We start from the raw sequence: 13,356 nt of genomic DNA on the forward strand, positions 1-13,356 counted from the left end.
ACGGGGGCGGTTCGCCGCGCACCCGGGCGATCATGATCGATTTACTGACGCGCCAGGTCTCCCCCATGCTGCGTGGCAACTACACGGACGCCACTGGGCGCAATCTCATGCGCGCAGTCGCAACGCTCTCCGGCCAGCTCGCCTTCATGTCCTACGACGCAAGGCAACCACCCCGCCGCCCAAAGGCTTCTGACGGTCGCCCTACGGCTCGCCAAGGCTGCCGACGACCGCCTGTACGGTGCCCATTTGCTCGCCAACCTCGCCACTCAGGCCGTCTATCTCGGGCACGCTCAAGATGCTGCACGACTCGCCGAGGCCGCCATCGACGGAGCAGGCCGCGCCCCCGCCGCAGTCCGCGCCCGGCTGTACACGACCGCCGCCAGCGCATACGGCGGCTCGGGTGAACGGCGCGCATGTCAAAGCGCCCTGGCAAAGGCCGAGCGTGCGTTGGACAGGATGGACGCGGGCAGCTGCCCTCGGTGGGCTTCCTACTTCAGCGCGGCTCACTTCGCTGGCGCGGCGCTACGGTGTCTGAGCGACCTACGCCTATGTCGACAGGATCCGAGCCTTCCTCATCACGATCACGCCTGTAGGCATCCGTGCCCTCGAAAGCGTCCACGCCGCGCGCCGGCAGCTCCTTCAACAGGCTCTCGAAGCCATCAACCCCGCGCACCTGGCCCAGGCCGTTCACGCCCTCGAGCGCATCGCACGCCACGCGGAGTGTGGACCGTAGAGTTGCGATCCTCGCCCAGCCCGAAGGCCGTGCCCTCCCTTGACAGGGAGAATCTATGGCTTCGAAGACATCAGAATGCCGCCGAAGTGGAGCACGGGTTCAGTGAACTCGCCCCGCACGACGGACACCGAAGGGGCGCCCGCCTGGCGGCGGGTGCCCCTTCGCGAACATACGTGTCTAGTGACTACCGGAAGGTGACGTCACTTCTGTTGACCTTGCAGTTGGCGTCGTTCCAGCCCTCCCCGAGGTAGCTGGGTTCGCTGCCCTTGGGCACGCCCTTGTACTTGCCGCAGATGGTGGCCGAGCCGATTACGACCACGCGAGTGATCGTCGCGGTGTCGTTCCAGTTGCTGTTGATGCCGGCGAGCATGTCGATGTCGTCGACGAGGACGTTGTCGATACGCACGTGACGGGTGTGCGAGGTGGAGCAGTTGCCACAGCCCCGGTACAGCTTGCCGGACCCCTTGAGGTAGAAACCGGAGATGTTGACCGTGCCGTTGCCGTTGTGCTGGAAGGTCTTGTCGCTGCCGTTGCGCGCGCCGCCACCGATGACGTAGGAGGTACCGCCGTTGGTCTGCTTGAAGGTGGCGGCGTCCTCACCGATGTCGTTCCACCACACGTTGCGCAGGGTGCAGGTGCCCTCGCAGTGCACGCCGTCACCGGCGGGCGAACCGAGGATGACGTTCTGCAGCGTGCCACCATTGGCGATCTTGAACATCGGGTCCTGCGACTCGCCCTGCCCACCGTCACCGATGCAGCAGTACGTCTTCATCCCGCCGTCGAAGGTGCCGGAGACGTTGACCGTGCCCGAGATGCTCACCGAGCCGGCCGACGACGGCCACGCACCAGTCGGCGTGCCTGGGTTGCTGGTCGGGCTGGCCGTCGGACTGCTGGTGGGGCCACTGGTCGGACTGGTGGTCGGGGTCGACCCGCCGCTGGAGTACGTCTCGAACTCGGCTATCCGTGGGGTGCCGGACGCGCTGGTGATGACGAAGGAGATCTTCTTCAGCGACGTCGAGGAGAAGTTGATGGTGCCTGGGGCGCTGCTGCCGCTGGCCAGGACGGAGCCCGTGTCGTGGTTCTTGAGCTGCCAGCCGCTGATCGAGCCGCCGCCCGAGGCCTGCACGATGGCGGCCGAGGACACCGTCGTGGCGCTGCCCCACTTGACCGAGACCGTGCCGGTCGAGCCGCTCGGCGACCAGTAGGTGCTGGGGTTGCCGTCGATGACGTTGCCATAGCTGGTACCACTGGCCTTGCTGGATCCGTCAGCGCTGGCGCCGAGGCTCAGGTTCGTGGCGGCCGAGGCGTTGGGAACCTGCAGCGCCAGGGCGACGACGGCACCTGCGACCGCGGTGGCACCACCGGCCAGCCACCGCGTGGCGACTTTGCGTCTCATCTGAGTTCACCTTTCAGGCATGAGCACGGGGACGGGAAAGCGCTTTCCGACAACGATAGAGACTGACCAATGAAGAGGCAAGGATCACTTCTTGTTGACGATCGCTTCCTGTGCGTAGTGGCATGCGGTGGTGACCCCGACGGCGGATCCGGCGGCGAGGCGGGTGTAGGTGTCACCGTTGCGCAGGTGGGCCGAGGCGTATCGCCCTGACCTGCAAGGTCAGGGCGAAAACGGCCAATGGATGGGCATGGGGTCGCACAGCAGGCAACCAGGCGCACGCGTGTCGGCGGTCGCCCAAGCCCTCGGGCAGCGCAGCCTAAGCCGACATCATCCTCGCCGGCTGACCACCGGCCCGATGCCGGGCGACGCCTTCACCCAGTTACGAGACGTCCCCTAGACCGGGACGAAGGTGGCGGCCAACACCCGCCAGTTGCCGTCCTCACGCACCCAGAGTCGGGTGTAGCGCAACCGCGCGGACATGGCGGCACCGCCCTGAACGGCATCCACCGCAGCGACCATGCGAGTCACCCCAGTCTGACCGTCTTCCTGAACGTCGAGCGACTCCTCCACCAGGCTGGTGATTCGCAGTGCACCGGAGCGGTAGCCCTCCAAGTCGTCTTCCTTCGTGAAGACCGTGCCGTCCGGTCCGGCACCCACGACCTGCGGGTGCAGTAGCGCGTCGAGGGACTCGACGTCGGCGGCGCGCTGGGCGGCTTGGAGTTGCCGTTCCGCGGCGAGGAGATCCATCCACCGATCCTCCGCAGCGCGCCGCAACAAGACAAGCGGGTTCGCTCGCGGCAGAACGGCGACGTCAGCCCGGTAGGGCGTTCACGGCACAACCGAACCTCGGCACGACCCTGGACGGCCCAACTGAGAGGGCCAATGGAGTCACGGTCGTCCGCCGAACGCCCACGCGTGGACCTCGATCTCGGCATACAGATCCGGGGTCAGTACGGCACGCGCCTCGTCCGGGTCCTCCGCCCGGACCAGCGCCGCCGTGCCCAGCCACCTGACACCGTCGTCCGACAGCAGCGGCCCGTACGCGATCAGCTCGTCCCGGTCCGCGCTCACGTCCAGGTCGGCGGCCTCCCCCGCCCCGAGGCCGAGCACCAGGTACCGGTCACCACCCGTCCGGCCGCCCGGGAAGTCCCACATGGTGCGCCCCAGCGTGTTGTGCCACCGGCGCAGCAGCACGTCCCGGTACGCGCCGGCCTGGTAGTTGGGCTCGTCGAGGGCGAATGCCCGGGCGGCGGCGGGATCGGGCAGGTCGACGATGTGCACGCTGCCGGTCGGCGTCTTCCCGTCGGCGGCGAACGTCGGCCCACGGGCGATCATCCGCTCCGCGTACCGGTCCATGTAGGACCAGTGCTCCTCGCGCAGCTCCTTGCGCAGAGCCAGGGAGCCGGACCGGTCGCGGTGGTAGCAGAAGAACTCCATACCGCAGATCCTGACGCCGGCGCCGAAACCCCGGGGCGCGTGGGTGCCGCTTCCCGCGTGTGGCACCGGATCTGTCACCCGTCGGTCGTACGCTCGCCGGCATGACGACGATGGAGACCCACACCCTCGCCGCGCCCGGCGTCGACCTGGTCTACGACGTGCGCAGTCCACTGTCGGCCTCCGGCGGGCACCGCACGCTGCTCATGATCGGTCAACCGATGGCGGCGGAGGGCTTCAACGCGCTCGCGACCCACTTCACCGACCGGACGGTCGTCACCTACGACCCGCGCGGGCTCGGCCGCAGCGTCCGCAGCGACGGGCGGTCGGACCACACGCCGCAGCAGCAGGCGGCCGACCTGCACCTGCTGATCGAGGCGCTCGGCGCGGCTCCGGTCGACGTGTTCGCCAGCAGCGGCGGGGCGGTGACCGCGCTGGAGCTGGTCGCGTCCCACCCCGGCGACGTGGCGACGCTGGTGGCGCACGAGCCGCCGATCACCACCGTGCTGCCCGACGCCGCGGCGGCCGAGCGCGCCCAGGCCGCCGTCCACGAGGCGTACCAGGCGAAGGGCATGGGCGCGGGCATGGCCGCCTTCATGGCGTTGGTCTCCTGGCAGGGCGAGTTCACCGACGCCTACTTCGCCCAGCCCGCGCCCGACCCGGCGGCGTTCGGCCTACCGACCGAGGACGACGGCTCCCGCGACGACCCGCTGCTGTCGAAGGCCTCCGGGACGGTCACCGACTACCGGCCCGACGCGGCGGCGCTCACGGCGGCGCCGACCCGGGTCGTGATCGCGGTCGGCGAGGAGACGGCAGGGACCTACACGGCGCGTACGGCCGTCGCCACCGCGGCGCTGCTCGGCCAGGAGGCCGTGGTGTTCCCGAGTCACCACGGCGGCTTCCTCGACGGCGAGTTCGGCTACGCCGGCAAGCCCGCCGAGTTCGCGGCCAGGCTGCGCGAGGTGCTGGACGCCGGCTGACCGCCGACTGCGGCGGGGGCGGGCCGGTCGCCGCCGGCAGCCGCCACCGCGCTGCCGGCGGCAAAGCGACGACGGGCGCCGCTCAGAGCGCCACGATCGCCGCCGTCTCCGCCGGCAGCTCGATGCGGTCGCGCATCACCGTGACCCCCTCCCCCGTCGCGAGCAGCACCCGGCGCGCCACCCCCGGCAGCGTGATCCGCTGCGGCTTGGCGGCCAGGTTCGCCGCCACGAGGGTCCCGCCCCGGCGCATCACCAGGAACTGGTCGCCGGGGCGTACGTCCACGGCGTGCAGCCTCGGGTCGGACAGGTCGGGGCGGCTCTTGCGCAGCGCGATGAGCCGCTTGTGGAACTCGTACATCTCGCGGTGTTCGGGTTTGTCCAGCTCGGCCCAGTCGAGCCGGGAGCGGACGAAGGTCTGCGGGTCCTGCGGGTCCGGCACGTCGCCCTCCGGCCAGCCGTGCGCGGCGAACTCCCGCTTGCGCCCGGTGGCGACGGCGGTCGCCAGCTCCGGCTCGGGGTGGCTGGTGAAGAACTGCCACGGGGTGCTGGCGGCCCACTCCTCGCCCATGAACAGCATCGGGGTGAACGGGGCGGTGAACAGCAGCGTCGCGCCGACGCGCAGCAGCCCCGGGGAGAGGGTGGCGGAGATCCGGTCGCCGGTGGCCCGGTTGCCGATCTGGTCGTGGTTCTGCAGGTACGCGACGAACCGGTGGCCGGGGGTGCGCTGCCGGTCCACCGGCCGGCCGTGGTGGCGGTTGCGGAAGCTGGACCAGGTGCCGGCGTGGAAGAACCCGCCGGTGAGCACGTCGGTGAGGCACTCCAGCGAGCCGAAGTCGCCGTAGTAGCCCTGCCGCTCGCCGGTGAGCAGGGTGTGCAGGGCGTGGTGGGCATCGTCGTTCCACTGGGCGTGCAGGCCGAAGCCGCCGGCCTCCCGGGGCGTGATCAGCCGGGGGTCGTTGAGGTCGGACTCCGCGATCAGCGACAGCGGCCGGCCGAGGTGGGTGGCGAGGGCCTCGACCTCGATGGCCACCTCCTCGAGCCAGGGTGTGGCGCGGGAGTCGGGCATGGCGTGCACGGCGTCGAGCCGCAGGCCGTCGACGTGGTAGTCGCGCAGCCACATCAGGATGCTGTCGACGATGTAGCGGCGCACGCCGTCGGAGTGCGGTCCGTCGAGGTTGACGGTGCGGCCCCAGGTGTTGCTCTGCTCGGTGAGGTACGGCGCGAACATCGGCGCGTAGGCCCCGGAGGGCCCGAAATGGTTGTAGACGACGTCGAGGATCACCCCCAGGCCCTTGACGTGGGCGGCGTCGACCAGCCGTTTCAGGCCGTCCGGCCCGCCGTAGGGCTGGTGCGGGGCATACCAGCAGACCCCGTCGTAGCCCCAGTTGTGCTCGCCGTTGAAGGCGTTGACGGGCAGCAGCTCGATCATGTCGACGCCGAGGTCGACGAGGTGGTCGAGGCGGCCGATGGCGGCGTCGAAGGTGCCCTCGGGGGTGAAGGTGCCGACGTGCAGCTCGTAGAGGACGGCGCCGGGCAGCTGCCGGCCGGTCCAGGCCTGGTCGGTCCACTCGAACGCCGCGTGGTCGTAGCGCCGGCTCGGCCCGTGCACGCCCTCCGGCTGCCAGGGCGAGCGGGGGTCGGGCAGCGCCCGCTCGTCGTCGTCGAGCAGGAAGGCGTAGTCGGTGCCGGGGCCGGCGGCGGGCACCTCGACCCGCCACCAGCCGTCCGGGCCGGAGCGCATCTCGTGGTCGGCGACGCCCGGCAGGCGCAGCCGGACGCGGGCGGCCTGCGGCGCCCACACCCTGAACTCGGTCATGAAGCCTCCACGGACTCGGTGGTGGGAGCCAGCAGCGCGACGGGGTAGGTGGCCAGCAGGTCGGCCAGCGGGGTCTGCCCGCCACTGTAGGACCGGCCCGTGAACAGGTCGGTCACCTCGTGAACGGGAAGTGACAGAGTCGTGTCGCCCCAGCCGCCGGCGCGTGCCAGCCCGAGCGGCAGGCGGGTGGCGACCGCGACCGCGCCGCCCCGGTCGAAGGCGAGCGCGTGCCGCCCGGCGCGCCCGTGGGCCGGCACCGGCCGGTAGCCGGTGAACAGCTCCGGGCGGTCGCGGCGCAGCCGCAGGGTCCGCGACACCACGAGCAGCTTCGCCGCGCCGCCGGCGTCCACCGGCGGGGGCGGGCCGGCGTCGAGGCGGGCCAGCAGCTCCCGGCGTACGGCGAAGTCGACGGGACGGCGGTTGTCGGGGTCGACCAGCGAGTTGTCCCACAGCTCGGTGCCCTGGTAGGTGTCGGGCACCCCGGGCATGGCGAGCTGCACGAGCTTCTGCCCGAGCGAGTTGGACCAGCCGACGGGGGCGATCTCGTCGGCGAAGGCGGTCAGCTCGGCGTGCAGCTGCGCGTCGTCGTACATCGCGTCGACCACGTCGTGCATGGCCCGCTCGAAGACCGGGTCGGGGTCGGCCCAGCTCGTCGACGCCGACGCCTCCCGGGCGGCCTTCTCGACGTACGCGTGCAGCCGCTCCCGCTCGATCGGCCAGGCGCCGACGGCGGTCTGCCACAGCAGGTGCGCGAAGGCCCGGTCGGGCAGCGGCGCGCGGGCCGTCCACCGGGCGACCAGGTCGGCCCACCGCCCCGGCAGCTCGCTGAGCACGGCGAGGCGGGCCCGGACGTCCTCGGAGCGCTTGGTGTCGTGGGTGGAGAGGGTGGTCATGCTCGCCGGCCAGCGCACCTGCCGGACGGCGGCGAAGCGGTGGAACTCGGCCGGCGGCACGCCGAAGTGCGCGGGGCTGCCGCCGACCTCGTTGAGCGCGACGAAGCGGCTCCACCGGTAGAAGGCGGTGTCCTCCACGCCCTTGGCCATGACCGCGCCGGTGAGCTGCGGGAAGCGCTTCGCCAGCTCGTCGTCGGGGTCGCGCAGCCGGCGCGTGAGCGCGTCCAGCACGGCGGTCAGGTCGGGGCGGCGGCGGCCGGCCTCGGCGCGGGCGGCGGCCAGGTGCCGGGCGCCGTGCGGCGGGTAGCCCCGGTAGACCGGGAACGCGGCGGCCAGCTCGGCCAGCGCCGCGCGGGCGGCGTCGTGCTCGACGTCATCGGCGAGCGCGGCGAGGCGGGTCAGCTCGGCCGACAGCAGGCGGGTGGCCGCGGCGAGCTTGGTGTCGTGGGTGAGGTCCTGCCAGGAGGTGTGCCGGCCGACGAGGTGGGTGTCCAGGGCGGTGAAGTCGCCCTCCGCGTCGGGGTCGACGAAGAGCCCGCAGACGGCGGCGAGGGCGTCGTAGCCGGTGGTGCCCTCCACCGGCCAGTCCGGCAGCTCCTCGCCGTACTCCAGGATCTTCTCCACCACCAGCCACGCGTCGGGCGCGGCGGCGCGCAGCCGGGCCAGGTAGGCCGAGGGGTCGCGCAGCCCGTCCGGGTGGTCGACGCGGATGCCGTCGACCTCGCCGGCCGCCGCCCACCGCAGCACCAGCTCGTGGGTGGCGGCGAAGACCTCCGGGTCCTCCACCCGCAGCCCGGCCAGGTCCGAGACGGCGAAGAACCGGCGGTACGTCAGCTCGGTGTCGCCGCGCCGCCAGGAGACCAGCTCGTAGTGCTGCCGGTCGTGCACCTCGCGGGGGCTGCCGTCTCCCGTGTCGTCGGCGACCGGGAAGCGGTGCTCGTGGTAGCGCAGCTCCCCGTCGGCGAGCTTGAGGTCATCGAGGGCGTCCGGGGTGTCGGCGAGCACCGGCAGCAGCAGCCGGCCCCGGTCCCAGTCGACGTCGAACCAACCGGCGTACGCCGAGTCGCGGCCCCGGCGCAGCACGTCCCACCAGGCGGGGTTCGCGGCGGGCACGGCCACGCCGGCGTGGTTGGGCACGATGTCGACGACCATCCCGAGCCCGGCGGCGCGCAGTGCCCGCAGCAGCCGCTGCCGGGCCGCCTCGCCGCCCAGCTCGGGGTTGACGGCACGGTGGTCGACCACGTCGTAGCCGTGCGCGGAGCCGGGGGTGGCGGTGAGCAGGGGCGCGCTGTAGAGGTGCGTGACGCCGAGGCCGGCCAGGTAGTCGGCCAGCTCGGCGGTGGCGTCCAGGTCGAAGCCGGGGCGGACCTGCACCCGGTAGGTGGTGCCCACCCGGGGCGCGTCGGGTCGAGGGGTGCTCGACATGTCAGGCCTTCCTCTCCAGCACCACCACGCACCGGTCGGGCACGCAGAGGGTGCCGCCCGCCTCGACGACCGTGGTCTTCTCCGGTTCCGGTTCCGCCGTGCTGATCACCACCTCCCAGCGCGGCCCGAACTCGGGGCCGGGCACGGTGAAGTCCAGCGGGGCGTCGTGGGCGTTGAAGCAGAGCAGGAAGGAGGCGTCCACGTGGCGCTGGCCGTACTGGCCGCGTTCGCGGATGCCCTCACCGTTGACGAAGAGCGCCACCGAGCGGCCGAAGTCGTTGCCCCAGTCCTCGCCGGTCATCTCCCGCCCGTCGGGGGTGTACCAGGCCAGGTCCGGCAGGGGCTCGTCGACCAGCCGGGAACGCACCGGCAGACCGGTGAAGAAACGCCGCCGGCGGAACACCTGGTGGCGGCGGCGGAAGTCGACCAGCTTGCGGGTGAACTCCAGCAGGTCGGCGTCGGCGGCGTCCCAGTCGACCCAGGCCAGCTCGCTGTCCTGGCAGTAGGCGTTGTTGTTGCCGCGCTGGGTGCGGCCCAGCTCGTCGCCGTGGCCGATCATCGGCACGCCCTGCGAGAGCACCAGGGTGGCCAGGAAGTTGCGCCGCTGCCGGGCCCGCAGGGCGCGTACCGCCTCGTCGTCGGTGTCGCCCTCGACGCCGCAGTTCCAGGACCGGTTGTGGCCCTCGCCGTCGCGGTTCTCCTCGCCGTTGGCCTCGTTGTGCTTGTCGTTGTACGACACCAGGTCGCGCAGCGTGAACCCGTCGTGGCAGGTGACGAAGTTGATGCTGTGGAACGGGCGGCGCCCGTCGTCCTGGTAGAGGTCGGCGGAGCCGGAGATGCGGGAGGCGAACTCGGCCAGGGTGGCCGGTTCGCCGCGCCAGAAGTCGCGCACGGTGTCGCGGTACTTGCCGTTCCACTCGGTCCACACCGGCGGGAAGTTGCCCACCTGGTAGCCGCCCGGCCCGACGTCCCACGGCTCGGCGATCAGCTTGACCTGGCTGACCACCGGGTCCTGCTGCACCACCTCGAAGAAGGTGGAGAGGCGGTCCACCTCGTAGAACTCGCGGGCGAGGGTGGCGGCGAGGTCGAAGCGGAACCCGTCGACGTGCATCTCGGTCACCCAGTACCGCAGCGAGTCCATGATCAGCTGGAGCGAGTGCGGGCTGCGTACGTTGAGGCTGTTGCCGGTGCCGGTGTAGTCGACGTAGTAGCGGCGGTCCTCCTCGCTGAGCCGGTAGTAGCTGGGGTTGTCGACGCCCTTGAAGCTCAGCGTCGGGCCGAGGTGGTTGCCCTCGGCGGTGTGGTTGTAGACCACGTCGAGGATGACCTCGATGCCGGCGGCGTGCAGCGCCTTGACCATGCCCCGGAATTCCTGCACCTGCTGGCCGAGGTGCCCGAGCGCCGAGTAGCCGTGGTGCGGGGCGAAGAAGCCGATGGTGTTGTAGCCCCAGTAGTTGCGCAGCCCCAGGTCGGCCAGCCGGTGGTCGTGCACGAACTGGTGCACCGGCATCAGCTCGACGGCGGTCACGCCGAGCTTCGTCAGGTGCTCGATCATCGGCGGGGAGGCCAGGCCGGCGTACGTGCCGCGCAGCTCGTCGGGGATGTCCGGGTGGCGCATCGTCAGGCCGCGCACGTGCGCCTCGTAGATCACCGAGTGGTGGTACGGGATGCGGGGCGGGGAGTCGTTGCCCCAGTCGAAGTACGGGTTCACCACCACCGACTTCGGCATGAACGGCGCCGAGTCGGTGGTGTTCATCCGCTCCGGGTCGCCGTGCTCGTAGTCGTAGACGGCCGGGTCCCACCGCACGTCGCCGTCGATCGCCTTGGCGTACGGGTCGAGCAGCAGCTTGGCCGGGTTGCAGCGCAGCCCGTTCGCCGGGTCGTACTGGCCGTGCACACGGTAGCCGTAGCGCTGCCCCGGCTCGATGCCGGGGATGTACGCGTGCCAGACGTACGCGTCGACCTCGCGCAGCTCGACCCGCCGCTCGGCCCCGGTGTCCCACTCGTCGAACAGGCACAGCTCGACCCGCTCGGCCACCTCGGAGAAGATGGCGAAGTTGGTGCCCATCCCGTCGTAGGTGGCCCCCAGGGGGTACCGCTCACCCGGCCAGACCTGCATGTCGCTCCCTTTGCGCAAGATCATGAGCGCGCACCGCACCATGAGCGCACCACACGACGGGGCCGGGTGGCGCGCGTGCGGGTATTGCCCCGCGCGCTCCGCCGCCAATCCACCCGATCGGAGGATGACCGTAATGCACCCGACTGATAGCGGGTGAACGTTTCGACGCCCCCGGTCACCGTGGCCCCGCTGTCGGTCCGGAACGGATCATGCTTGCGGTCACCATCTTGCGTCCGCACTGGTCAAGTCGATGATCATCGGACAGACTCGCAGGATCCGGCGGGGGACGAGGTCCGGGGGGGTGTGCGTGCGGGTGCTCCTGGTCGAAGACGACCTACGCGTGGCGTCTGCCCTCGCCAAGGCGCTGCGCCGTCGGGGGCACGAGGTGGTGTCGGCGCTGACGGCCGCCGAGGCGATCCGGGCCGACGCCGTCGACCTGGTCCTGCTGGACCTCAACCTGCCCGACCGGGACGGCCTGGAGGTCTGCCGGCGGCTGCGGCAGGTCGACGAGGACGTCGCGATCATCGCGGTCAGCGCCCGCGCCGAGGAGTACGACCGGGTGGCCGGCCTGCGGGCCGGCGCCGACGACTACGTCGTCAAGCCGTTCTCGATGGTGGAGCTCCAGGCCCGCATCGAGGCGGTGATGCGCCGCACCGCCCGCAGCACCCGGGGCACCCGCAGCATGGGCGAGCTGCGGGCCGGCAGGCTGCGCATCGACGTGCACGCCCGGCAGGTCTGGGTGGGCGAGCGGGAGGTCAACCTCGCCCGCAAGGAGTTCGACCTGCTGGTGGCGCTCGCCCGGCAGGCCGGCACGGTGGTGCCCCGGGACCGCTTGCAGCTGGACGTCTGGCAGACCACCTGGGGCACCCGACACAACCTCGACGTGCACGTCGCGGCCCTGCGGGGCAAGCTCGACGACGCCGGCCTGGTCGAGACGGTGCGCGGCGTCGGCTACCGGTTGCGTACCGGGTGAGGACCCTTGGTGACCTGAACCGCGACCCGCGTCCCGGTTACCGCGTCGGGAATCTCAGGTGATCCTCAAGAATCGCAGGCTGCCCGCCACCGGTGGGCCGAGTACGGGTGTGCTGGGCGCACCCAGCCATCCCTCCTGTTTGGAGATCCTTTTGAGATACAGACGGACAACGGCCGGTGTGTTCTCCGCGCTGCTCGCCGCCGCCCTCGTGGCGACGGCGGTGCCCGCGCAGGCGCAGGGGCAGCCGAGCGCGGCCCTGCTGCAGGCGGAGCCGAACCAGGTGCAGGGCCTCACGGTCGTGCAGGGTGACGGGTACGCCACGCTGGCGTGGACCCGGGTGGAAGGGGCCACCGACTACCAGATCGAGCGGACCCCGCTCGCCGCGGACGGCACGCCCGGCACGCCGGTCATCGCCGGTGTGTGGCGCCCGAACCGGCAGGTCAACAACGACGAGCCGACCTTCGCCGACGCCGGCTTCGCCCCCGGCAACGGCTTCCAGTGGCGGGTACGGGCCCGCTTCGGCACCGAGGTCCAGCCCTACTCGGCGCCGGTCAGCGGCACCACCCGCGGCCACTGGGGCGACCCGGGCACCCCGGGTGAGAACCTGCGCACCCAGTGGGAGGAGACGCTGGGCGCGCAGTACACCAGCGACGTCAACGAGTACGCGTACACCGCCGCGCTCGACGGGGCCAGCGACCGGGTCCGCGTCGTCGAGATCGGCCGTACCGTCCTGAACCGGCCGATCAACATGCTGGTCATCGGCTACCCCCGGCCGGCGGCGACGCCGGAGGCGGTGGCCGCGACCAACCCGCTGATGGTCAACTGCAACGTGCACGGCAACGAGCCCGGTGACCGCGAGGCCTGCCTGATCATGGCCCGGCAGCTCGCCTTCACCAAGGACGCCAAGACCCTCGACCTGCTGTCGAAGACCACCATGCTCATCGTGCCGACGCTCAACGGCGACGGACGGGCGGCCAACTCCCGGGGCAACTCCACCGGCCAGGACCTCAACCGGGACCACTCGCTGATCCGCCAGCCGGAGACCCGCGCCCTCGCCGAGATGGTGCGCGACTACCGGCCGATCGCCGGCTACGACGGCCACGAGTACGGCAACACCAACACCGGTGACCTGCCGATGCTGCCGCCGCGGCACCAGAACGTGGCGCAGGGCATCTTCGACGAGTCGCAGAAGATGATCGAGGGCCACATGTACACCGAGGGCGCCCGGGACGGCTGGTGGGCCTGTCCGTACGGGTGCACCACCGGGGCCAACGTGGGGCTGAGCGAGGAGACCATCCTCCGCAACACCCTCGGCCTGAAGAACGTGGTCAACTCCCTGCTGGAGCTGCGCAGCTCCGGTGGCCCGACGCGGCCCGACGAGTCCAACACCGCGAACAACCGCCGGCGCAAGACCTACTCCGCGCTGTGGACGTTCAACCAGTTCCTCACGTACCACGGCGCCAGCGTCAAGGGCATCACCAAGGCCCGCGCCGAGGGGATCCTGTCGCAGTCCGCCAACGAGGGACGCATCGTGTTCCGGGGCTCCCGCACGATCGAGGCGTACCCCGCCCCGCACCCGGGTGAGGC

The 13,356-nt window shown here is 71.4% G+C and carries 10 protein-coding genes and 1 pseudogene; 4 read left to right on the plus strand and 7 right to left on the minus strand.

Annotated features, from left to right (window positions below; genetic code table 11):
• Positions 1-917: 917 nt before the first annotated feature.
• On the minus strand, positions 918-1,553 hold the full coding sequence (locus F6X68_RS34125; protein ID WP_225852107.1) for a pectate lyase: 636 nt from the start codon (positions 1,551-1,553) through the stop codon (positions 918-920).
• On the opposite strand from F6X68_RS34125, the gene F6X68_RS34130 reads away from it, so the two are divergent.
• Complete coding sequence (locus tag F6X68_RS34130) at positions 1,531-1,938, plus strand: hypothetical protein (protein ID WP_225852108.1); 408 nt, start codon at positions 1,531-1,533, stop codon at positions 1,936-1,938. The genes F6X68_RS34125 and F6X68_RS34130 overlap by 23 nt on opposite strands.
• A gap of 290 nt (positions 1,939-2,228) precedes the next feature.
• Here F6X68_RS34130 and F6X68_RS09415 read toward each other — a convergent pair.
• From F6X68_RS09415 to F6X68_RS09425, 3 genes and pseudogenes are all read right to left on the minus strand, one after another.
• Positions 2,229-2,324, minus strand: a pseudogene (locus tag F6X68_RS09415) (IS5/IS1182 family transposase); the annotation flags it as partial.
• Positions 2,325-2,522: 198 nt separating this feature from the next.
• Positions 2,523-2,876, minus strand: coding sequence for a nuclear transport factor 2 family protein (locus F6X68_RS09420; RefSeq protein WP_151453889.1), 354 nt, complete (start codon positions 2,874-2,876; stop codon positions 2,523-2,525).
• A 141-nt stretch (positions 2,877-3,017) separates the two neighbouring features.
• Entirely contained in the window at positions 3,018-3,566 is a 549-nt protein-coding gene (locus F6X68_RS09425) for a YciI family protein (protein WP_151453890.1), read from the minus strand.
• A gap of 101 nt (positions 3,567-3,667) precedes the next feature.
• On the opposite strand from F6X68_RS09425, the gene F6X68_RS09430 reads away from it, so the two are divergent.
• Positions 3,668-4,543 carry an alpha/beta fold hydrolase gene (locus F6X68_RS09430; protein ID WP_225852109.1) on the plus strand — a complete coding sequence of 292 codons (876 nt, stop codon included), beginning with the start codon at positions 3,668-3,670 and terminating at the stop codon, positions 4,541-4,543.
• 82 nt (positions 4,544-4,625) lie between these two features.
• Here F6X68_RS09430 and treZ read toward each other — a convergent pair whose 3' ends face one another.
• Genes treZ through glgX form a run of 3 tightly spaced genes read right to left on the minus strand, consistent with a single transcriptional unit; the run spans position 4,626 to position 10,796 of the window.
• The gene (gene treZ, locus F6X68_RS09435; RefSeq protein WP_151453891.1) at positions 4,626-6,359 is read right to left on the minus strand and encodes a malto-oligosyltrehalose trehalohydrolase; all 1,734 of its coding nucleotides are present in this window, start codon (positions 6,357-6,359) and stop codon (positions 4,626-4,628) included.
• Positions 6,356-8,677 carry a malto-oligosyltrehalose synthase gene (treY, locus tag F6X68_RS09440; RefSeq protein WP_151453892.1) on the minus strand — a complete coding sequence of 774 codons (2,322 nt, stop codon included), beginning with the start codon at positions 8,675-8,677 and terminating at the stop codon, positions 6,356-6,358. Before treY ends, treZ begins: the two co-directional genes overlap by 4 nt.
• A gap of 1 nt (position 8,678) precedes the next feature.
• Positions 8,679-10,796, minus strand: a complete 2,118-nt coding sequence (gene glgX / locus F6X68_RS09445) for a glycogen debranching protein GlgX (RefSeq protein ID WP_151453899.1) — start codon at positions 10,794-10,796, stop codon at positions 8,679-8,681.
• A 307-nt stretch (positions 10,797-11,103) separates the two neighbouring features.
• Between glgX and F6X68_RS09450 the strand changes: the two genes are divergently transcribed.
• Together F6X68_RS09450 and F6X68_RS09455 are read left to right on the plus strand one after the other, a co-directional pair.
• A complete protein-coding gene (locus tag F6X68_RS09450; protein WP_151453893.1) occupies positions 11,104-11,769 on the plus strand; it encodes a response regulator transcription factor in 666 nt (221 codons plus the stop codon).
• Between the two features lie 178 nt (positions 11,770-11,947).
• Positions 11,948-13,356 (plus strand): M14 family metallocarboxypeptidase (locus F6X68_RS09455; RefSeq protein ID WP_225852110.1); only part of this gene is annotated, 1,409 nt, incomplete at its 3' end.

Origin of the sequence: Micromonospora sp. AMSO12t, assembly GCF_008806585.1 — a bacterium.
Lineage (GTDB): Bacteria > Actinomycetota > Actinomycetes > Mycobacteriales > Micromonosporaceae > Micromonospora > Micromonospora reichwaldensis.

Bases quoted from the DNA above. Each gene is read 5' to 3' on its own strand.
- F6X68_RS09420 (WP_151453889.1), bottom strand. From the start codon at position 2,876: ATGGATCTCCTCGCCGCGGAACGGCAACTCCAAGCCGCCCAGCGCGCC.
- F6X68_RS09425 (WP_151453890.1), bottom strand. From the start codon at position 3,566: ATGGAGTTCTTCTGCTACCACCGCGACCGGTCCGGCTCCCTGGCTCTG.
- F6X68_RS09430 (WP_225852109.1), top strand. From the start codon at position 3,668: ATGACGACGATGGAGACCCACACCCTCGCCGCGCCCGGCGTCGACCTG.
- treZ (WP_151453891.1), bottom strand. From the start codon at position 6,359: ATGACCGAGTTCAGGGTGTGGGCGCCGCAGGCCGCCCGCGTCCGGCTG.
- treY (WP_151453892.1), bottom strand. From the start codon at position 8,677: ATGTCGAGCACCCCTCGACCCGACGCGCCCCGGGTGGGCACCACCTAC.
- glgX (WP_151453899.1), bottom strand. From the start codon at position 10,796: ATGCAGGTCTGGCCGGGTGAGCGGTACCCCCTGGGGGCCACCTACGAC.